The sequence below is a fragment of the Klebsiella sp. CN_Kp088 genome (assembly GCF_040064335.1).
Taxonomy (GTDB): Bacteria; Pseudomonadota; Gammaproteobacteria; order Enterobacterales; family Enterobacteriaceae; genus Klebsiella; species Klebsiella aerogenes.
Window position 1 is genome coordinate 67,799 of the sequence record NZ_JBEAIQ010000021.1, and the last position, 19,481, is coordinate 87,279.

21 protein-coding genes and 1 pseudogene are annotated in these 19,481 nt (G+C 52.7%); 12 read left to right on the forward strand and 10 right to left on the reverse strand.

The genetic code is table 11. The features are described from left to right. Positions 1–59 precede the first annotated feature (59 nt). The 4 genes from cspE to mgrB form a co-directional block, all read right to left on the reverse strand. A complete protein-coding gene (gene cspE, locus ABLV08_RS10935; protein ID WP_001062678.1) occupies positions 60–269 on the reverse strand; it encodes a transcription antiterminator/RNA stability regulator CspE in 210 nt (69 codons plus the stop codon). Positions 270–309: 40 nt separating this feature from the next. Next, positions 310–426 (reverse strand): DUF2627 domain-containing protein, encoded by a 117-nt coding sequence (locus ABLV08_RS10940; RefSeq protein WP_071530300.1) that lies wholly within the window; start codon positions 424–426, stop codon positions 310–312. Positions 427–1,067: 641 nt separating this feature from the next. Further along, positions 1,068–1,358 carry a YebO family protein gene (locus ABLV08_RS10945; RefSeq protein WP_015366033.1) on the reverse strand — a complete coding sequence of 97 codons (291 nt, stop codon included), beginning with the start codon at positions 1,356–1,358 and terminating at the stop codon, positions 1,068–1,070. A 74-nt stretch (positions 1,359–1,432) separates the two neighbouring features. Next, the gene (gene mgrB, locus ABLV08_RS10950) at positions 1,433–1,576 is read right to left on the reverse strand and encodes a PhoP/PhoQ regulator MgrB (RefSeq protein WP_015366032.1); all 144 of its coding nucleotides are present in this window, start codon (positions 1,574–1,576) and stop codon (positions 1,433–1,435) included. A 159-nt stretch (positions 1,577–1,735) separates the two neighbouring features. Here mgrB and ABLV08_RS10955 point away from each other — a divergent pair, with 159 nt between their 5' ends. Then, positions 1,736–1,975, forward strand: coding sequence for a YobH family protein (locus tag ABLV08_RS10955; RefSeq protein WP_015705933.1), 240 nt, complete (start codon positions 1,736–1,738; stop codon positions 1,973–1,975). A 51-nt stretch (positions 1,976–2,026) separates the two neighbouring features. Here ABLV08_RS10955 and kdgR read toward each other — a convergent pair whose 3' ends face one another. Next, the gene (kdgR, locus tag ABLV08_RS10960) at positions 2,027–2,818 is read right to left on the reverse strand and encodes a DNA-binding transcriptional regulator KdgR (RefSeq protein ID WP_015366030.1); all 792 of its coding nucleotides are present in this window, start codon (positions 2,816–2,818) and stop codon (positions 2,027–2,029) included. Between the two features lie 177 nt (positions 2,819–2,995). On the opposite strand from kdgR, the gene ABLV08_RS10965 reads away from it, so the two are divergent. Continuing rightward, entirely contained in the window at positions 2,996–4,366 is a 1,371-nt protein-coding gene (locus tag ABLV08_RS10965; protein ID WP_348855840.1) for an MFS transporter, read from the forward strand. Between the two features lie 70 nt (positions 4,367–4,436). On the opposite strand, the gene htpX is transcribed toward ABLV08_RS10965, so the two are convergent. The 4 genes and pseudogenes from htpX to ABLV08_RS10985 all read right to left on the reverse strand — a co-directional run bounded on the left by htpX (position 4,437) and on the right by ABLV08_RS10985 (position 8,903). Beyond that, positions 4,437–5,321: a protease HtpX gene (gene htpX, locus ABLV08_RS10970; protein ID WP_015366028.1), complete on the reverse strand. Its 885-nt coding sequence runs from the start codon at positions 5,319–5,321 to the stop codon at positions 4,437–4,439. A 235-nt stretch (positions 5,322–5,556) separates the two neighbouring features. Beyond that, complete coding sequence (prc, locus tag ABLV08_RS10975; RefSeq protein ID WP_015705936.1) at positions 5,557–7,605, reverse strand: carboxy terminal-processing peptidase; 2,049 nt, start codon at positions 7,603–7,605, stop codon at positions 5,557–5,559. Between the two features lie 19 nt (positions 7,606–7,624). Continuing rightward, entirely contained in the window at positions 7,625–8,308 is a 684-nt protein-coding gene (proQ, locus tag ABLV08_RS10980) for an RNA chaperone ProQ (protein ID WP_015366026.1), read from the reverse strand. Positions 8,309–8,389: 81 nt separating this feature from the next. Further along, positions 8,390–8,903 (reverse strand): annotated as a pseudogene (locus ABLV08_RS10985) (GAF domain-containing protein). A gap of 133 nt (positions 8,904–9,036) precedes the next feature. On the opposite strand from ABLV08_RS10985, the gene yebS reads away from it, so the two are divergent. From yebS to ABLV08_RS11010, 5 genes are all read left to right on the forward strand, one after another. Continuing rightward, positions 9,037–10,320, forward strand: coding sequence for a membrane integrity lipid transport subunit YebS (gene yebS / locus ABLV08_RS10990; RefSeq protein WP_015705937.1), 1,284 nt, complete (start codon positions 9,037–9,039; stop codon positions 10,318–10,320). Then, the gene (locus ABLV08_RS10995) at positions 10,289–12,922 is read left to right on the forward strand and encodes a PqiB family protein (RefSeq protein WP_015366023.1); all 2,634 of its coding nucleotides are present in this window, start codon (positions 10,289–10,291) and stop codon (positions 12,920–12,922) included. Before yebS ends, ABLV08_RS10995 begins: the two co-directional genes overlap by 32 nt. Positions 12,923–13,009: 87 nt before the next feature. Next, complete coding sequence (rsmF, locus tag ABLV08_RS11000) at positions 13,010–14,443, forward strand: 16S rRNA (cytosine(1407)-C(5))-methyltransferase RsmF (RefSeq protein WP_072058496.1); 1,434 nt, start codon at positions 13,010–13,012, stop codon at positions 14,441–14,443. A 112-nt stretch (positions 14,444–14,555) separates the two neighbouring features. Then, the gene (locus tag ABLV08_RS11005) at positions 14,556–14,795 is read left to right on the forward strand and encodes a YebV family protein (RefSeq protein ID WP_015705939.1); all 240 of its coding nucleotides are present in this window, start codon (positions 14,556–14,558) and stop codon (positions 14,793–14,795) included. A 101-nt stretch (positions 14,796–14,896) separates the two neighbouring features. After that, positions 14,897–15,088, forward strand: coding sequence for a YebW family protein (locus ABLV08_RS11010; RefSeq protein WP_015366020.1), 192 nt, complete (start codon positions 14,897–14,899; stop codon positions 15,086–15,088). On the opposite strand, the gene pphA is transcribed toward ABLV08_RS11010, so the two are convergent. Then, positions 15,085–15,741, reverse strand: coding sequence for a protein-serine/threonine phosphatase (gene pphA / locus ABLV08_RS11015; protein ID WP_015366019.1), 657 nt, complete (start codon positions 15,739–15,741; stop codon positions 15,085–15,087). The genes ABLV08_RS11010 and pphA overlap by 4 nt on opposite strands. A gap of 145 nt (positions 15,742–15,886) precedes the next feature. On the opposite strand from pphA, the gene ABLV08_RS11020 reads away from it, so the two are divergent. The 5 genes from ABLV08_RS11020 (at position 15,887) to ABLV08_RS11040 (ending at position 19,480) form a co-directional block, all read left to right on the forward strand. Further along, positions 15,887–16,855, forward strand: coding sequence for a VirK/YbjX family protein (locus ABLV08_RS11020; RefSeq protein ID WP_162198566.1), 969 nt, complete (start codon positions 15,887–15,889; stop codon positions 16,853–16,855). Positions 16,856–16,973: 118 nt separating this feature from the next. Further along, positions 16,974–17,117 carry an Ecr family regulatory small membrane protein gene (locus ABLV08_RS11025; protein ID WP_015366016.1) on the forward strand — a complete coding sequence of 48 codons (144 nt, stop codon included), beginning with the start codon at positions 16,974–16,976 and terminating at the stop codon, positions 17,115–17,117. Between the two features lie 483 nt (positions 17,118–17,600). Beyond that, positions 17,601–18,173, forward strand: coding sequence for a spore coat protein U domain-containing protein (locus ABLV08_RS11030; protein ID WP_015705943.1), 573 nt, complete (start codon positions 17,601–17,603; stop codon positions 18,171–18,173). Positions 18,174–18,194: 21 nt separating this feature from the next. After that, the gene (locus tag ABLV08_RS11035; RefSeq protein ID WP_015366014.1) at positions 18,195–18,713 is read left to right on the forward strand and encodes a spore coat U domain-containing protein; all 519 of its coding nucleotides are present in this window, start codon (positions 18,195–18,197) and stop codon (positions 18,711–18,713) included. Positions 18,714–18,730: 17 nt separating this feature from the next. Further along, positions 18,731–19,480: a molecular chaperone gene (locus tag ABLV08_RS11040; protein ID WP_058675525.1), complete on the forward strand. Its 750-nt coding sequence runs from the start codon at positions 18,731–18,733 to the stop codon at positions 19,478–19,480. Position 19,481 lies beyond the last annotated feature (1 nt).

Genomic DNA, 19,481 nt, shown 5'->3' on the forward strand with positions numbered 1-19,481 from the left:
AACAGATGCTAAAAAGCCCCGCAGTTGCGAGGCTTTCTTACAAGATGAGTGGTCTTGAATCAGATAGCAGTTACGTTAACTGCAGCCGGACCTTTCTGGCCGTCCTGAATTTCGAACTCAACGTTCTGGCCTTCAGCCAGAGTTTTGAAGCCGTTACCCTGGATTGCAGAGAAGTGTACGAACACGTCTTTGCTGCCATCAGCCGGAGTAATGAAGCCAAAACCTTTAGACTCGTTGAACCACTTAACTTGACCTTTAATCTTTGCCATTTGCAAAATTCCTTAAACTGTTTTCTTCACCCGCAGGTGCTTACATAGATAAAACTGACACATAACTGCATGAGGCACTAATATAAGGTTCGGCAGAGAAGCGGTATTCAACGACAACGTGTTTACTCAGGACTTCTTTACTGAAAATGCCACACATAAACAGAACTGTACCTCGTTTAACCCGAAACGTGTTATCACACACAACGTAAATAATGGCAAGCCATTTTTAAACGTGTCACGATCGTTCGCACAAATTATCAGGAAATCATTTGATCGCCTGCACATTTATGCGTCTTTGCCGCGCCTGGCTTATCTTTGCATCGTTACCAAACACACAATAACGTATGCCTGATAAATGCAACTTTTTTACCATAGCTCAACAACTTCTGTTCGTCCAGGTACGTACGTATACGAACTGCCATATTTGAGGGGGCGTTGCGGCATCATGTGCATAATGATGCGCAAATAACTTTAAAGAACAAGAGGAAATCGCCTTAACTCGCCGCGTAGTAGTGTTAATTAAACCCCTAACTCGTTACAGCCCAAATATCCGCTAAAATAGCCCTTAATAATGAAATATTAATGACAAAGTATTGCCGTCAGGCAATAGAAACGTTTCGTTATTACTTTTTTTGATTAGCTCAAAAGATTATTCAATATGTGAAATAGAGCGTGGATGTTTAATTCATTAAACGGTAACGACCGGCCGCGAAATGGGGAATTACATAAGAATAAGTTATAGCAAAATTTTGTAGCACTCACAGGCGCGCACGCGATGTGCACACCTGTTCTTCAAACTTAACGTTCGGCAACGAGACGAATGAAATCGTCGTCGTTTTTCTCCTTCTCATCCGCTGAAGGTTCAGCAACCTCTTCTTTGTGCGGCGCATTGGCTTCACAGAGACGGCGCAGCAGCGCATTTTGCCGCTTTTGTTGATCCAGCAGCGACTGCAGCAGTTCGATTTGCTCATTGCTACGTGAACTGGCGCGATTCACAAAGAACCATAACAGCAGCCCCACCAACAGCAGTACAACGGAAAGCGCCAGAGACGCCAGACTTACAATCCCAGGATTCAATAACTCACTCATTTCACCACCTCAAAGAGAAGGCGTTCATTCTACCACCCGCGCGGCAGAAGAAAATCCGTCGGCACAAAAATGTCTTACCAGGGAATGAACTTGTTAATAGCGCAAATACCGCTGAAAAATTGCACATCCTGATCGCACATTACGTTAAGCATCTGAGTCCACAGCAGCAAACAACCCGCTATGACAACGATCAGCAAAACCCAGCGTAATTTTTTCACTCCACTCTCCGCACCATAATCAGATGTTGCCAGGATAACATGGCCTTCTTAAACCGCGGCTAACTGTAATACGAAAGGCAAGTTTAGGAATCATAGACTTGTATCAAATAGTGTTCGTGCCAGAATACACGGCAGGATCATACAAATAACGAGGCAAAAATGCGATTGATCATTCGCTCTATTGTCATACTGGCGATTGTCTGGATTGGCGTATTATTAAGCGGTTATGGCGTGTTAATTGGCAGCAATCAGAATGCTGGCGGGCTGGGACTGCAATGCAAATACCTGACAGCGCAGGGTATCACCACCGCACAATATGTTCATTCTGATAGCGGTATTATCGGTATTACCAACTGCCCTATTCTGCGCAAAAGCGTGAAGGTTATCGACCAGGGTTAAAATGACAGGAGCTACAGGGTAAGGTATTACGCTGTAGCTCATCATTCACTGTCAAAACGGGTAACGGTTATAACCCATCTGCTCGGAAATCTTACGCGCCGCAGCGTGCAACATCGCCACATATTCGTGCAAACGTTCTTCAGAGAAACGCAGCGTCGGGAAGGAGATACTCAGTCCGGCAATCACCACGCCGAAGCGATCGAAGACCGGCACCGCAATACAGCGTAATCCTTCTTCCTGCTCCTCATTGTCTTCGCCATAGCCCTGCTCGCGCACCTGGTCCAGCACTTTCAATAGCGCGCTGGTATCAGTAATGGTTCGCTCGGTGCTACGTTTGTACTCGACGCCGTCCATGATTTGCTCGACTTCCGCCCGGTCGCGCCACGCCAGCAGCACTTTGCCAATGGCGGTGCTGTACAGCGGATTACGTCGGCCGATACGCGAATACATCCGCAGGTTGTACATGGAATCAATTTTGTGGATGTAAACGATGCTGTCTTCATCCAGCGCGCCGAGGTGAATCGTCTCTTTGGTCAGGCGAGAAATTTCACGCATCTGGATATCCGCGCTACGGATCAGGTCAACGTTCTGCAACGCCCGCGCGCCAAGCTCGAACAACTTCAACGTTAAAGAATATTTCTCAGACTCGCCTTCCTGTGCGACATAGCCCAGTGACTTCATAGTCTGTAAAAAACGATACACCGTGCTTTTAGACATCATCACACGCTGTGACAATTCGGTGATACCAATCTCACGCTCTTCGCCCAAAGCCTGCAGGATGCCAAAAACTTTTAATACTGAAGAGACAGAATCTGGCTGTTTATCCATATCAGCAGCTGCCATTGTTCACCTCATCGTAACTGTTTTATAAAATTCAGAACTGTTTTTTATTATAAATTCACATTATGACCGTCGCAATCGTTGTTCTGCGAGTTGGTTACAAATCTGCGACTTATGGTTGAATAATCAATGCTAAAATCATTAATCAGAAAATAGTTTCCTCTAAGACTTAAACTTCACATGGAAAAAAAACTTTTGGATGGCCTGCCGGTTCCGCAGCGTTACGGCGCCATTCTGACGATTGTATTAGGCCTGACGATGGCCGTACTCGACGGCGCTATCGCCAACGTCGCCCTGCCGACTATCGCCACCGACCTGAATGCCTCGCCGGCATCTTCAATCTGGATAGTCAACGCCTATCAAATCGCTATCGTCATCGCCCTGCTGCCACTCTCGTTTCTTGGCGATATGGTTGGCTATCGACGAATCTATAAAATTGGTCTGGTAGTGTTTACCATCACCTCGCTGATTTGCGCCCTCTCCCGAAGCCTCGAGATGTTAACGCTGGCGCGTGTGGCCCAGGGGCTGGGCGGCGCGGCGCTGATGAGCGTCAACACGGCGCTGATTCGCCTTATCTATCCTAAGAGGCAGCTAGGTCGCGGAATGGGCATCAACTCTTTCGTCGTTGCCGTCTCCTCCGCCGCGGGGCCTACCATTGCCGCCGCTATCCTCTCGCTTGCTTCCTGGCAATGGCTGTTTTTAATCAACGTACCACTGGGGATTATTTCCATCTTCCTCGCCATGCGCTTTTTACCGCCCAACAGCAGCGCCAGCAAAATTACCCGTTTCGATCTGCCGAGCGCGATGATGAACGCCCTCACCTTCGGGTTGCTCATCACGGCGCTGGGCGGCTTTGCCCAGGGACAATCTGGTTACCTGGTATTGGCCGAGGTCATTGCTATGCTGATTATCGGCTTCTTCTTTGTTCGCCGGCAGTTGCGCATGCCGGTCCCACTGCTGCCGGTTGATTTACTGCGCATTCCAATCTTTTCGCTCTCTATCTGCACCTCGATCTGCTCTTTTTGCGCGCAGATGCTGGCGATGGTTTCTCTGCCCTTTTTCCTGCAAATCGTTATCGGACGCAGCGAAGTAGAGACCGGGTTACTGTTAACGCCGTGGCCGTTGGCGACCATGGTGATGGCCCCTCTGGCGGGTTATTTGATCGAGAAGGTTCATGCCGGGCTGTTGGGGGCAATGGGACTGCTGATCATGGCCTGCGGCCTGTTTGGCCTTGCGCTATTACCCTCTTCACCTTCCGATCTCGATATTATCTGGCGGATGGCGTTGTGCGGCGCAGGTTTCGGACTGTTTCAGTCGCCAAACAACCATACCATTGTCTCCTCTGCGCCAGGCCATCGCAGCGGAGGCGCCAGCGGTATGCTGGGTACCGCACGCTTACTGGGACAAAGTAGCGGCGCCGCGCTGGTCGCCCTGCTGTTTAACCTGGCAGGCAATAGCGGCACCCACACCGCGCTTCTGCTGGCCGGCTCCCTGGCGGTCATTGCCGCCGCCATCAGCGGGCTACGCGTAACTCAACCGCGCGCCGCCTGATAACGAGCGGCCAAAAAAAATCCGCAGCCGGAAAGCTGCGGATTTTTATTTTCAGCGTCTGCACGGCAGATTATTTCAGGTATTCTCCGCTACGCAGCGCTTCAATACGTTTGTCCAACGGCGGGTGGGTCATGAACAATTCGCTCATCGATTTCGCTTTACCGTTGATACAAAACGCCATCATGCTGCTGGCTTCCTGCGGTTCATAGCTGGTTTTCAAACGCTGCAATGCAGCAATCATTTTCTCACGACCGACCAGTTTGGCGGAACCTGCATCGGCATGGAATTCACGATAGCGTGAGAACCACATGGTGATGATGCTGGCGAGAATACCGAATACCAGTTCCAGTACGGTAGCGACCGCAAAGTAGATAAGCGGGTTACCGTTACTGCTTTCACCTTCATCTTCACGGTTGCCGCCAAGGAAACCGGCCGCAATCTGCGCGATAACGCGGGAAATAAAGATAACGAAGGTGTTCACCACCCCCTGAATCAGCGTCATGGTGACCATGTCGCCATTAGCAATATGGCTGATTTCGTGAGCGATAACGGCTTCCGCTTCGTCACGGCTCATATTCTGCAGCAGACCGGTACTCACGGCGACCAGAGAAGCGTCGCGGCGCGCGCCGGTGGCGAAGGCGTTGATGTCAGGGGCGTGATAAATCGCCACCTGCGGCATGGCGATGCCTGCCTGCTGCGCCTGCTGTGCGACGGTGTTCATCAACCAACGCTCAGTTTCGTTACGCGGCTGTTCGATAACTTCCCCACCAACCGACTTCAGCGCCATCCATTTCGACATCAACAGCGAAACGATCGAGCCGCCAAAACCAAACAGCAGCGCCATGATCAGCAGGCCGGTCATGCTGCTCGACTGGATCCCCGTCAGGCTAAGCACCAGGCCAAACACCACCATGACTGCCAGGTTAGTCAGCAGGAAAAGCGCGATTCGCATCATAATATTCTTTTTACCTCGATTTAACAAAACGCACTATGCGATACCCCATATCGTATGGGTCAGATACTAATTTTCAACGATCAGACCCCGCTAAGTCACGAGAAAGACACAACTTTACATTTTGTAGCATATCGCTGACACCCCAGGCGAGTGTTGACATTTTTGTTGAATAAAGTCGACAGACGGATGAGGACAGAAAAAGAAACGGGCACAATCACTTGTGCCCGTTGAGGAGTTATTTGCTAACCGGTGGTTCTACCGGAGGCTGCGCTTTTTCCTGTTGCGCCAGGTCAATCGCGATATGCACGGTTTCATCAAGATACGGATCCGGCTCCTGATAATCCTTCGGCAGATCGTCTATCTTTTTGAGAAGCGGCTTGCCTTCGCGCTTAAGGCGATCGTTTACCCGCGCCAGACGAATCGCATCATCTTCTTCATTCTCTTTCTCACGCTGCGCGTAGTTCAGAGAAACGATATTGCGCTTATCTTTCATGGCGTTAAAGCGCGCAATATCCTTCATGATGTACTGGAATTCCGGATCTTTTGCGATACGGTCTTCATGGCGCTTAAGCAGTTCAGGTTCGAACGGTTTCATATCCCCGGACTTCACGTAGGTCGCCGGATCGATGCTATCCCACGGCAGCGCGTTATCTTCATACTGCTCGCCGGTATCGCGATCTTCTTTACCGGTTGGCATCATGATGTCCGGAGTAACCCCTTTACGCTGAGTGCTGCCGCCGTTAATGCGGTAGAACTTCTGGATGGTGTACTGCACGGAACCTAATGCCGGCCATTCCGGGCGCAGCATCTGATCGTAGATACGGTTCAGCGAACGATACTGCTGAACGGTGCCTTTACCGAAGGTCTGCTCGCCGACGATCAGCGCACGGCCATAGTCCTGCATCGCGGCAGCAAAAATTTCCGATGCGGAAGCGCTGAAGCGATCGACTAAGACCACCAGCGGGCCTTTATAGTAAACCACACCGTCGGTATCGCTATCTTCGCGGACCTTACCGTTGTTATCACGCACCTGTACTACCGGGCCGGATGGGATAAACAGACCAGAAAGCGAAACAGCCTCCGTCAGCGCCCCACCGCCGTTACTGCGCAAATCGATGACGATACTGCTGACGTTCTGTTTTTCCAGCTTCTGCAGTTGTACTTTGACATCATCAGTCAGGCCAACGTAGAAACCCGGGATATCCAGCACGCCGACTTTTTCTTTACCGACGGTTTTGACCGACATCTTAACCGCGCGATCTTCAAGACGAATACGCTCGCGGGTCAGAGTAACAATACGGGTTTTCGCCCCTTTGCCAGCCGGCAGAACCTCCAGGCGAACTTTACTGCCCTTCGGCCCTTTGATCAGCGCGACAACATCGTCCAGCCGCCAGCCGATAACATCAACCATGCTCTTACCCGGCTGACCAACGCCGACGATACGGTCGCCAACGCTAATCGCTTTGCTCTTCGCCGCCGGGCCGCCGGCAACCAGTGAATTGATCACCGTGTAGTCGTCGTCCATCTGCAGCACCGCGCCAATACCTTCCAGAGACAAGCTCATTTCAGTATTAAACTGTTCGGTGTTACGCGGGGAGAGATAGTTGGTATGCGGGTCGATTTCGCGGGCGAAAGCGGTCATCGCCAGCGAGAAGACGTCTTCGCTGTTGGTTTGGGCCAGGCGACGAATCGCAAACTTATAACGCCGGGTCAGGGTTTCACGAATTTCTTTATCGTCTTTACCCGCCAGCTTCAGGCTCAGTTCATCGAACTTCACCTTGGCGTCCCACAACGCGTTAAGCTCGGCTTCATCCTTCGGCCACGGCGCCTTGCTGCGATCGAGGTTGAAGTTGTCGTTGCCGGTAAAATTCATCGGACGATCCAGTACCTTCAGGGCGTACTGGTAACGCTCAAAGCGACGCTTCTGCGCGAGGTTGTACAGGTCGTAGAAAACGTCCAGTTTGCCGCTGCGCAGTTCATCACCGATTTTATTTTTTTGCGCCGCAAACTGAGAAACATCGCTGGCCAACAGCACGTTATGGCTGTAATCCAGCAGATTCAGATAGCGGTCGAAAATCTTTGCCGAAAAGGCGTTGTCGAGATCAAACTGCCGATAATGGGAGCGGGTAAAGCGCGAGGTAACGCGCTCGCTCACCGTCGCGTGCTGCGGCTCTTCTTTCAGCACGGGAATTTGATCGACTCGGGTGATATCGTCCACGGCGAAGGCATGGCCTGCTATTGCTAGCAGGCCCGCAAGCGCGGTGAGCTTAAAAAGTTTGTTCATGCCTGGCCCGGCCTCCGTTTCAGAACACCAGGTGTTCTGCGCGTACAATCATTGACATACCAGAAGTCAGCTGTACACGAACGCCATCTTTGGTGATTTCCACAACGGTGGCGTCCATTGCGTTGTTGCCTGCTTTCACCTTCAGAGCCTGACCGACGCTCAATACAGAGACGTCAGACACCGGGGTAAGACGTTGCTCTTCACGCGGTGCTTTGGCAGCTGCAGGACGCGGCTTACGCTGTTCACTACCTTCTTTACGGCGAGCCTGCGGCTGAGGACGCGGTTTACGCTCGCGGCGTGCACCTTCTTCCTGCTGGCCTGCCGCGGCAGCGGCTTCGCGCTTTTTAGCCTGCTGGCTGGCGCGCTGCGCCTGAACGCGAGCTTTGGCTTCTTCGAGCTGCTGACGGGCGTGAGCAACGTGTTGCTCTTCCAGTTCACCGCACGGGTTGCCGTCGAGATCGACGCGAATCGCTCCCGCTTTCACGCCGTACAGATAACGCCAGCTCGAAGTATAAAGACGTAAGGCAGCGCGCAGTTGGGTTTTGCTGAGATTCATCTCGCCGCCAACTCGCTCTACAAGATCCTGAAAAATACCGATTTTCAGGGGGCGCGCTTCGCCTTCAGCGCTGAAACACTGAGGAAAACGTTCGGCCAGAAACGCGATTACTTCTTTACTGCTATTCAACTTAGGTTGATTTTCCATGAAATTTCCTGATTACAACGGACGTAGCCAACAAGCCGCAGGCATGAACAGGCGTCATTATAATGACGTCATCGCTAAATGCTACGTTATCCGTTGATTATCCTGCGACGTGGGCAAAGATTTTTTGATAATCGGTCGCCGCAATCAGCGTTTCGAGGCGCGAGACCAGCTCTGCAAGCCCCTGTTCGTCTTCTGCGGTGAAGCGGGAATACGCCGTGCTATCGATATCCAGTACGCCGATAATCTGATTATTCACCTGCAACGGAAAGACGATTTCCGAATTGCTGGCGGCATCACAGGCGATATGGCCGTCAAACGCATGGACATCTTCCACGCGCTGGACGCGGTTCTGCGCCACGGCGGAACCACAAACACCACGACCAACCGGAATACGTACACAGGCCAGCTTACCCTGGAACGGCCCCAGCACCAGCGTATCGCCTTCCAGGAGATAAAAACCGGCCCAGTTGACCTCTTCCAGGCGTTCAAACAGTAACGCGCTGGTATTTGAGATCATTGCCAAAAAACTGGTTTCTCCTGCCATAAGCGCCTGAAAATCGCGGTTCAGATCCGCGTAGAATTCTGTTTTGTTCATTTTTTAATCACTTAGTTGTCTTACTATCTCATCTGCAGATGCCTACTAAAATAAGCATTAAATGCCTTCGGGCTCAAGATGAATTCATTCCTGGGTTAATATAGTGGGATACATTCATTCCCGAACGTAATAAATGCTGATAAAAACACCCTCAATCACGCCGACGAAGAAGATTACCGTTCATTCGGTCAGTTCGCCAACGCCGCATGCGCACTATCAGCGCTGTACGCAGTGCGACATGCTGTTCCGCATACCGGTTGTGAAAAGAAATCAATGCGCCTGGTGTCCGCGGTGCAATGCGAAGGTACGCGACGGCCGCGATTGGTCCCTTTCCCGGCTCGCCAGTATGGCGTTTACAATGATGTTGCTGATGCCGTTCGCCTGGAGCGAGCCGCTACTGCGTTTGCATCTGCTCGGCGTGCGCATTGACGCCAACGTCCTGCAGGGGATCTGGCAGATGACCAACCAGGGCGATCCCATTACCGCTGCGATGGTGCTCTTCTGCGCGGTGGTTGCGCCCGTCCTGCTGGTGGTCTCCATCGCCTACCTTTGGCTTGGCAACGTGCTGGGGATGAACCTACGTCCGGTGCTGCTGATGCTCGGCAAACTGAAAGAGTGGGTGATGCTGGACATTTATCTGGTCGGTATCGGCGTCGCCTCCATTAAGGTCCAGGACTATGCTTTCCTGCAGCCCGGCATCGGCCTGATCGCCTTTATCGCGCTGACCCTACTCAGCATCCTGACGCTCATCCACATGAACGTTGAAGAGTTGTGGGAGCGTTTTTATCCCGAACGTCCGGCCATGCGCTACGACACCAATCTTCAGGTTTGCACCGGCTGTCACTATACCGGTTATCGCGACTCCCGCGGCCGCTGCCGCCGGTGCCATACCTCACTGCATCATCGCCGGCCGCAAAGCCTGCAGCGCAGTTGGGCGGCTTTGATTGCGTCGCTGGTTTTCCTGCTGCCGGCCAACCTGCTGCCGATTTCGATAATCTACGTCAATGGCGCGCGCCAGGAAGATACGATTCTTTCGGGGATCATTTCACTCGCCAACAGCAACATCGCAATCGCCGGCGTAGTGTTCATCGCCAGTATTTTGGTACCATTCACCAAAGTTATAGTGTTATTTACCCTGCTGGTCAGCATACAATTCAAGTGCGAACAGGGGCTACGTACGCGTATCCTGCTGCTGCGGCTGATTACCTGGATCGGCCGCTGGTCGATGTTGGATCTGTTTGTTATCTCATTAACCATGTCGTTGATAAACCGCGATCAGCTCCTGGCCTTTACCATGGGGCCGGCGGCGGTCTATTTCGGCGGCGCGGTGATTTTAACTATCCTTGCAGTTGAATGGCTGGACAGCCGCTTACTTTGGGACGCTCATGAGTCAGGAAACGCCCGCTTCGCCGACTGAAGCCAAAATAAAAACCAAACGCCGTATCTCGCCATTCTGGCTGTTGCCGGTCATCGCGCTGATGATTGCCGGATGGCTCATCTGGACCAGCTTTGAAGGTCGGGGAACGACGATTACCATCGATTTCCAGTCCGCAAACGGGATTGTTCCGGGACGTACCCCTATCCGCTATCAAGGGGTAGAGGTTGGTACGGTACAGGATATCTCTTTGAGTAAGGACCTCAGCAAGATTGAAGTTTCCGCCAGCGTGAAGAGCGATATGAAAGACGCGCTGCGCAAAGATACCCAGTTCTGGCTGGTGACGCCAAAAGCCTCTCTGGCCGGCGTTTCCGGGCTGGATGCGCTGGTCGGCGGTAACTATATCGGTATGATGCCGGGCAAAGGCGAACCGGAAGATCATTTCGTCGCTCTGGATACTCAGCCGAAATACCGCATCAACAACGGCGAACTGATGATTCATCTGCAGGCGCCGGATCTCGGTTCGCTGAACAGCGGATCGCTGGTCTATTTCCGTAAAATCCCGGTTGGCCGGGTGTATGACTACACGCTCAACGCCAACAATCAGGGGGTGACGATTGATGTATTAATCGAACGTCGCTTCACCAATCTGGTGAAAAAAGGCAGCCGGTTCTGGAACGTCTCCGGGATTAAAGCCGACGTCAGCCTGAGCGGCGCCAAAGTCCAGTTGGAAAACCTCTCCGCGTTAGTTAACGGCGCCATCGCCTTTGACTCGCCTGACGACTCCAAAGCGGCGGCGCAAAACGACGAGTACAATCTGTACGAAGATCTGGCGCATAGCCAGCGCGGGGTGCTGGTGACGTTGGAGCTACCCGACGGCGATGGGTTGAAAGCAGGTTCTACGCCGCTGATGTACCAGGGGCTGGAAGTGGGACAGTTAACCAAACTCAATCTCAATCCCGGCGGTAAAGTTACCGGTGAGATGACCGTCGACCCGAGTGTGGTCACCCTGCTTCGGGATAAGACGCTGATTCAAATGAAGAAGCCGAAAATCTCACTGGATAACCCAAGCGTTAGCGCCCTGCTCACCGGCAATACTTTTGAACTGGTCCCTGGTGACGGCGAGCCGCGCAATCACTTTATGGTGATGCCAGCCGATAAAGCGCTACTGGAAGAACCGAACGTCGCCACCGTTACTTTATCGGCGCCGGAAAGCTATGGCGTTTCCGCCGGCCAACCGCTGATGCTGCACGGCGTTAAAGTCGGCCAGGTGCTGGAACGCAAGCTAACCGCAGAGGGTGTCACTTTCCAGGTCGCCATTGCGCCGGAGTATCGCAATCTGGTACGCGGCGATAGCAAATTTGTCGTCAACAGCCGCCTTGATGTGAAAGTTGGGCTGGATGGCGTGCAGGTGCTTGGCGCCAGCGCCAGCGAATGGGTCGATGGCGGGATCCGCATCATCCCCGGCGAAAAAGGGGAAATGCAGAGTCGCTATCCGCTGTATGCCAACCTGGAAAAAGCGCAGGAAAATAGCCTCAGTGAAATCCCGACCACCACGCTGAGCCTTTCCGCGGAAACGCTGCCCGATGTGCAGGCAGGCTCCGTGGTGTTGTATCGCAAATTCGCCGTCGGTGAGATCATCTCGGTGAAACCTCGTAGTAATGCTTTCGATATCGATCTGCATATCAAACCGGAATATCGCCACCTGCTGACCAATAACAGCGTCTTCTGGGCCGAAGGCGGCGCGAAGGTAAAACTCGACGGTAATGGGCTAACCGTGCAGGCGTCGCCGCTGGCGCGCGCGCTGAAAGGCGCGATCAGCTTTGATAACCTCAACGGCAGCAGCGCCAACGCGCGCTTGAACAATAAGCGTGTCCTGTACGCCTCCGAAACCGCCGCCCGCGCGGTGGGTGGCCAGATCACGCTGCACGCTTTCGATGCCGGTAAAATGGCGGCGGGCATGCCGATTCGCTACCTCGGTATCGACATCGGCCAGATCCAGTCGCTGGAGTTGATTACGGCAAAAAATGAAGTTCAGGCGAAAGCGGTGCTTTATCCGGAATATGTCGGCACCTTTGCCCGTGCCGGTACCCGCTTCTCGGTGATTACGCCGCAGATCTCTGCCGCCGGCGTTGAACATCTGGACACGATCTTCCAGTCATATATCAACGTTGAACCTGGACGTGGTTCGCCGCGCCGCGACTTCGAGATTCAGGACACCACCATCACCGATTCGCGCTACATCGACGGCCTGAGTATTATCGTCGAAGTGCCGGAAGCCGGTTCGCTTGATATTGGTACGCCGGTGCTGTTCCGCGGCCTGGAAGTGGGTACCGTGACCGGGCTGACGCTGGGCTCGATGTCCGACCGCGTAATGGTTAAGCTGCGTATCAGTAAGCGCTACCAGTACTTAGTGCGTAATAACTCGGTGTTCTGGCTGGCTTCCGGCTATAGCCTCGACTTCGGCCTGATTGGCGGAGTGGTGAAGACGGGTACCTTTAACCAGTTTATCCGCGGCGGTATCGCCTTTGCCACCCCGCCGGGAACGCCACTGGCGCCAAAAGCGCAGGATGGCAAACACTTCCTGCTGCTGGAAAGCGAGCCGAAAGAGTGGCGCGATTGGGGAACGGCACTGCCTAATTAATTCCCAATGCCTCATAAACGCCCCGGTGTCCCGCGCCGGGGCGTTTATGATAAACTGCGCACCCTTTTTTCTTGTGGTGCGCTGCTCGTGGCTCAAAACGCTGTCTATCTTCCGGAACCCTTCCTCGCTCAAATGCGTGCGGCTATGCCAACGCATCTCTCTTTCGATGACTTTATCGCCGCCTGCCAGCGTCCGCTGCGCCGCAGCATTCGCGTCAATACGTTGAAGATAACGGTCGCGGATTTTCTGCAACTGGTCGCCCCTTACGGCTGGCAGTTAACGCCGGTTCCGTGGTGTGCCGAGGGTTTCTGGATCGAGCGTGATGATGACGATGTGCTACCGCTGGGCAGCACCGCCGAGCATCTGAGCGGACTATTTTATATTCAGGAAGCGAGCTCGATGCTGCCGGTGGCGGCGCTGTTCGCCGATGGTGAAATGCCCGAGCGAGTGATGGACGTCGCCGCTGCGCCGGGTTCCAAGACCACACAGATAGCCGCCCGGATGGGCAACCACGGAGCGATCCTGGCCAACGAATTTTCTGCCAGCCGGGTGAAAGTGCTGCACGCCAATATCAGCCGCTGCGGCATTAATAACGTTGCCCTCACCCACTTCGACGGGCGCGTCTTCGGCGCCGCGCTGCCCGAATGCTTTGATGCCATTTTGCTCGACGCCCCCTGCTCGGGCGAAGGAGTAGTGCGTAAAGATCCCGACGCGCTGAAAAACTGGTCGCCGGAAAGTAATCAGGAGATTGCCGCCACCCAACGTGAGCTCATTGACAGCGCCTTTCATGCTCTGCGTCCTGGCGGCACCCTCGTCTACTCCACCTGTACGCTGAACCGTGAAGAAAACGAGGAAGTGGTTAACTGGCTGCTGCAAACCTACCCGCAGGCGGTTGAAGTCCTGACGCTGGATTCACTCTTCCCGCAGGCTCGCGAAGCGCTCACCGACGAAGGTTTCCTGCACGTATTCCCGCAGATTTTTGATTGTGAGGGTTTTTTCGTTGCCCGCCTGCGTAAAACCGCCTCTATCGATCCGCTGCCTGCGCCTGGCTATAAAGTAGGCAAGTTCCCCTTCGCACCGATGAAGGGCCGGGAAGCCGCCGCTGTCGCCGCCGCCGCTAATGCTGTTGGCCTGCAATGGCCAGAGCATCTTCGTTTATGGCAACGCGATAAAGAAATCTGGCTGTTCCCGCAAGAACTGGAAGCGTTAATCGGCAGGGTTCGTTTTTCTCGCATTGGGATTCGTCTCGCTGAAACACATAACAAAGGCTACCGCTGGCAACATGAAGCGGTGATCTCACTGGCCACGCCAGAGGCTCCTTTTGAGCTCACCTTAACGGAAGCGGAGGAGTGGTACCGTGGACGCGATGTCTATCCCGAAGCGCCGCCGCAGCAGGACGATGTCATCGTCACTTTCCAGGGAATGCCATTAGGGCTCGCTAAACGCATAGGGTCACGTCTGAAAAATAGTTATCCCCGCGAACTGGTGCGCGACGGCAAACTCTTCGCCGGAAAGTCGTGATCGCGCGCTAAAAAGCGCACTTTTTGACTGGCGATTTACTCCCCGTTGTCTACGCTGAAAAATGACGGCCTAACTGGTCGTACCACAACTCAGCAGACAAACGGGGTGAATGATGAGTAAAACTAACGTACGAATCGGCGCGTTTGAAATCGACGACGCCGAGCTGCACGGCGAATCACAGGGTGAGCGAACGTTAAGCATTCCTTGTAAATCCGATCCTGACTTATGCATGCAACTGGACGCCTGGGATGCCGAGACCAGCGTTCCCGCCATTCTCAATGGCGAACATTCTGTACTCTACCGTAAACATTACGATCGCCAATCCGATGCCTGGGTCATGCGCCTTGCCTGACTCAAATGAACCCGTCGCCTGAGACGGGTTATTTATATCCCTCCCCCGCTGCGCTAACTTCCCCTACACTTACCTTATGTTTATTCGCTTATGAGGGCTGGATGTTCGCCTTAGTATTATTCATTTGCTATCTGGACGGCGGGTGCGAAGACATCGTGGTTGATGTTTACAATAGCGAGCGACAATGCCTCGTCGCGATGGACGATCAGCGAATTCGCCAGGGCGGTTGTTTCCCGGTAGAAGATTTTATCGACGGCTTCTGGCGTCCAGCGACGGAATATAGCGACTTTTAAACAGCCGACTGCAGTTGCACCAGCGTTAACTCGCCGCCAAATACCGCGCCGGTATCAATGTAATGTTGGTTATCGCTATCGTAACGATGTTTAAGCGGCGTATGGCCAAACCAAAAGTGATCGGCCCCGGCGATCTCACCGTGCCGCCCCGCCAGATGATCGGTCAAACGCTGGCGGCTCCAGAGTACCTGATGCTCCGCCACGGGCAACTGCCAACGGTAGACGCTGGCTGGATAGTCGGCATGGGCAATCACGTGGGTGGTATCATCCTGGCAGCGCAGTTCAATGATTAGCGGCAATTCCAGACAGCGGATAAACAACAAATCAGCCAACCGTTTCTGTTCTTGTGAGGCCGTTTGATACCAGTCGCCACCGTTCAACGTCCACAGCGCCATCTCCCCGCTCGCCCGCGCATCAAGCGCCATCTGCTCATGGTTACCACGCACCGCTCTGAACCACCGGTAACCGAGCAGACCCAGGCATTCCACGCTTTGCGGCCCACGGTCAATCAAATCACCAACAGAAATAAGAAGATCCTGCCAGGGGTCAAATTTTAGCTGGCGCAGGTGAGACATTAATAAAGCAAAACAACCATGTAGATCGCCCACCAGCCAAATATTACGCCAGGTGCTACCTGCCAATCGCTGATACATATTTCACCCCCTCAGCTAATTATACAAAATATTACTGAAGGCGAGGTCGTTAATTCATACGTCAATCAACGTTAAACAAGGCGTAAATATAGTCTGGCGAGCCATTAAGCTTGTCCCGCGACATCCGTAGAATAAAGATAAAATAATGACGAGGTATGACATCGTGACGGACAATAGCCTGCATTCATCATGCACACTTCAGCAACGCTCAAATTTGATTGCCGATCTGGTAATGGGGCGTATCACGCCCGCGCCTATCTGGCAAAAGCGCAACTATCGGCTTAAATTTTTGCTGCGTACGGCGCTGTTCTATCAGCCGACCCGCGAGATGCTGGACACCCTTTCTGCGCGTGGTGATTTCCGCCAACTGCTGGCGGCGCAGGCTACGCTGCCAGGTAAAGTACATCGCCAGTATTTAGTGCGCGACCTTAACGCCCGTCAGCGTTCCCAGGCTATCATTAGCCACTATCAGTACGTCGACTCGCTGGGCGAGAACCGATTGGCAACGGCCATGATATCGCCGTCAGAACGACCGTTACTGACCCTGTCCGCGAAAGATGATGCGGCCTTCACGCTCTTTGCCTCGTCAGCCGGCAAAGCCGAACGAGAAGGTGAAACGACTCTTTGGCTTCGCGATAGCCAGCAGCAACTGTTAGCCAGCGCTACGTTTAGTGTGATTCACCATCAAGGAGAGTGGCAACTGGTCATCGGCGGCCTGCAGGGACCGCGCCGCAATGTCTCTCATGACGCAATTAAACACGCGACCCGCGCCTGCTACGGCCTGTTCCCCAAACGTCTGCTGCTGGAATTCATCTGGCTGTTGGCCGGCCAAAGCAATATCCAGGCTATTTACGCCGTCAGCGATAATGGCCACGTATTCCGCGCTCTGCGCTATCGTTTGAGCAAAGGTCGGCACTTCCATGCCAGCTACGATGAGTTCTGGCAATCAATTGAAGGTGTGCGTAACGATAGTTACCGCTGGCGCTTGCCGCTGAAGCTGGAAAGGAAATCGCTGGAAAGTATCGCCAGCAAAAAACGCGCCGAATATCGCCGCCGTTTCCAGTTAATGGATGATATGGCCGTACAGGTGGCTAATCTGCTACGCGTAAAATAAATATTCATCTCTTATTACGAAAAAATTTCGCCGTTTTAAATAACGGCGTTTTCATTTGCAGATACTTTGGTTAATATCGTGGCCTGTTGATAATCGGTTTAAGTTGGCCATTGACACCATGAGTAAAACTGAAATTTTCCTGCTACTGATTATCCTGCTTATTTTAGGCAGTGCCCTGTGGTTTATTTTCAGTGACGAGATATGGGTATTGGTCAGCTATCTGGAAACTTCACTCTATCCAACGTTAATCACCCCAGAATAACTCCATCGCTCAACACGTAAACCGCATTAATAGTATAGCATTCCATCATTGCCTTATTTTATTTATCATACAAATATGTATACTAGCGGCTTCCGATGTAGACCCACCTTTCACCTGCACTATGGGTCTGGTTGCGTGCAGGTGTCTTCTTTCTGTTGTTTTTTTACTCTCCCCCCTACTAACTTCTTCCCTGGCATTTCGCCAAAAATATGCGCTAACACGACAATTGCAAAAATTATACTAAGCCCTCCTTTCTGCTATTCATAAAATTCAGAACAAACCACAGAAAAACAATCATAAACAAGAAGTTAAAACCATACAAAAACAAGAAACCAGCTCAAAACACCAATAATAACAATAAAACAGACAAATATAAAAAAATAAGCATTTTTCCAGACAGCGATTATATGTTGATTAATGGGATTAATCTCATCTTCACAAAAACAGGGTTTTACTTAGCGGCTTTCAATCCAGAGGTTCATCATGAACGTCCACACTTTTTCGCGCACTTTGCCTGGTATCTTTATCACAACAGCGCTTCTCGTTCAGGCGCCATGGGTCGCTGCAGCTGGGCTAACCACCGGTACATTAACGGGTCAGGTCGGGGTGCAGTTGACTATCGGCTCGGGCTGTACCGTCACCAATGGTTCCAGCGCAAGCGGGGTAAACAGCTGGGGTACCATTGATTTCGGCACCTATAGCGATTTGGTTAACGCCATAGATAGCAATCTGATTGGCAGCGGCGGCGCCAGCGCGGTCTCAATCATCTGTAGCAATAACCTTCCCGCAACGCTGACATTGAATAACGGTCAGCATGTAGGGACAACCGGACTGCGCCAAATGCAAAGCGCCGACGGCGATCAAATTGCCTACCGGCTTTACTCAAATAGCACCCGTCAGGCTGAATTTACCAGTGCCGGTATCGGTATCACGGGGACGGGTAGCGCTCAGGAAATCCCGATTTATGCCCGGGTGTTGCCGGCAGATCAAGGCGGCGTAACCGCCCCTGCTGAGGGTTTCTACCAGGACGTGGTCACTGCAACATTAACCTGGTAACGCTGTGGAGAAACGGATGTCATGTTGCGCGCAATTTGGCTACTCATATTCTTTTTTTCGACCACAGCCGTCTGGGCTGACAGTGCGCAGAAAACCTTCAAAGTGACCGCGCAGATCACGACCGGCTGCCTGCTTGGCAACGGAACAGGGACCCCTGGCGCTGATTTTGGCACCTTAAATTTTGGCTCCATGTCATCGCTTTATAGCAATGTTGATGTCGCCAGCTCCGCTGGCGCGGGCTCTATCGTTGTCGCGTGTACGCCGGGGATGGCGATCTCGCTGGCGCTTGACTATGGCGTCAACGGCGGCTCTGCGGCTCAACGCTATATGTCCAACGCCACCGGCAGTACGCTGGCTTACCAGCTTTTTCAGGATGCTAACCGCTCTACCGTTTGGGGGACTGGCGCTCAAGCCTACAGCGTCGCCTCATTCCCCAACACGACACAAACTTATACGGTTTATGGCCGCCTTTTTGCCACGAATGGCTTCCCGGCGCAAGGTTCATACACTGATACCGTTACGGTCACGCTGACCTATTAAAATAAGACAGGTTGAATATGATTCATCGTTGTATTGTTGTTTTGCTGGGTTCATCAATAAGTCTTAACGCCTGGGGCGCCAGCTCGGTGCTGGTGTGGCCTATTTTTCAAACCATCAGCGCCAGCGATAAAGGTTCTGAACTGTGGCTGGAAAACCGCGGCGCGACGGCGATAAATTTACAACTACGCATTTTCGGTTGGGATCAAAAAGAATCTAAAGATCTTTATGCCGATCAAAACGATGTGGTCTCCAGCCCCCCGTTCGCCAATGTTCAGCCAGGACAACGTCAACTTATTCGCCTGATGCGTGTGTCTCCGGTCGCCAGCGGCCAGGAAAAATCATATCGAATCGTGATTGATGAAATTCCCGCAGCGCAGCCGACAAAACAGACTGACAAGAGTTCCGCCGGCCTGAATATGCGCATGCGCTATGTACTGCCTTTGTTTATCTACGGGCAAGGCGCGCAACCGCTGAAGCTGGAAAGCAGCGTCGAACCAATACGAACCGCGCTAAGCTGGTCGCTTAGCGGTCAGAATCTGTGTATTAACAATGCCGGGAATCAACACGCCAGGTTGAGTAATGTCTACTGGTCAATATCAGCAGGAAAGCCGCAGGTCGAACAAACTCAGGGTTTACTGGGGTATGTGCTGGCTAAACGTCGCGTCTGTTTCCCGACATCAGGCCGCGCGGCGAACGCATCCGGGATGCGCCTGTTTGCGAAATTGACTGATAATAGTCAGGCGGTGGAAATTCCGGCAGCGCGTTAAC

Bases quoted from the DNA above. Each gene is read 5' to 3' on its own strand.
- ABLV08_RS11005 (WP_015705939.1), top strand. From the start codon at position 14,556: ATGAGTAAAACTAACGTACGAATCGGCGCGTTTGAAATCGACGACGCC.
- pphA (WP_015366019.1), bottom strand. From the start codon at position 15,741: ATGTATCAGCGATTGGCAGGTAGCACCTGGCGTAATATTTGGCTGGTG.
- kdgR (WP_015366030.1), bottom strand. From the start codon at position 2,818: ATGGCAGCTGCTGATATGGATAAACAGCCAGATTCTGTCTCTTCAGTA.
- htpX (WP_015366028.1), bottom strand. From the start codon at position 5,321: ATGATGCGAATCGCGCTTTTCCTGCTGACTAACCTGGCAGTCATGGTG.
- ABLV08_RS10965 (WP_348855840.1), top strand. From the start codon at position 2,996: ATGGAAAAAAAACTTTTGGATGGCCTGCCGGTTCCGCAGCGTTACGGC.
- ABLV08_RS11010 (WP_015366020.1), top strand. From the start codon at position 14,897: ATGTTCGCCTTAGTATTATTCATTTGCTATCTGGACGGCGGGTGCGAA.
- ABLV08_RS11020 (WP_162198566.1), top strand. From the start codon at position 15,887: ATGACGAGGTATGACATCGTGACGGACAATAGCCTGCATTCATCATGC.
- ABLV08_RS11040 (WP_058675525.1), top strand. From the start codon at position 18,731: ATGATTCATCGTTGTATTGTTGTTTTGCTGGGTTCATCAATAAGTCTT.
- cspE (WP_001062678.1), bottom strand. From the start codon at position 269: ATGGCAAAGATTAAAGGTCAAGTTAAGTGGTTCAACGAGTCTAAAGGT.
- proQ (WP_015366026.1), bottom strand. From the start codon at position 8,308: ATGGAAAATCAACCTAAGTTGAATAGCAGTAAAGAAGTAATCGCGTTT.
- ABLV08_RS10995 (WP_015366023.1), top strand. From the start codon at position 10,289: ATGAGTCAGGAAACGCCCGCTTCGCCGACTGAAGCCAAAATAAAAACC.
- prc (WP_015705936.1), bottom strand. From the start codon at position 7,605: ATGAACAAACTTTTTAAGCTCACCGCGCTTGCGGGCCTGCTAGCAATA.
- ABLV08_RS10955 (WP_015705933.1), top strand. From the start codon at position 1,736: ATGCGATTGATCATTCGCTCTATTGTCATACTGGCGATTGTCTGGATT.
- ABLV08_RS10940 (WP_071530300.1), bottom strand. From the start codon at position 426: ATGTGTGGCATTTTCAGTAAAGAAGTCCTGAGTAAACACGTTGTCGTT.
- ABLV08_RS10945 (WP_015366033.1), bottom strand. From the start codon at position 1,358: ATGAGTGAGTTATTGAATCCTGGGATTGTAAGTCTGGCGTCTCTGGCG.
- yebS (WP_015705937.1), top strand. From the start codon at position 9,037: ATGCTGATAAAAACACCCTCAATCACGCCGACGAAGAAGATTACCGTT.
- ABLV08_RS11030 (WP_015705943.1), top strand. From the start codon at position 17,601: ATGAACGTCCACACTTTTTCGCGCACTTTGCCTGGTATCTTTATCACA.
- ABLV08_RS11025 (WP_015366016.1), top strand. From the start codon at position 16,974: ATGAGTAAAACTGAAATTTTCCTGCTACTGATTATCCTGCTTATTTTA.
- ABLV08_RS11035 (WP_015366014.1), top strand. From the start codon at position 18,195: ATGTTGCGCGCAATTTGGCTACTCATATTCTTTTTTTCGACCACAGCC.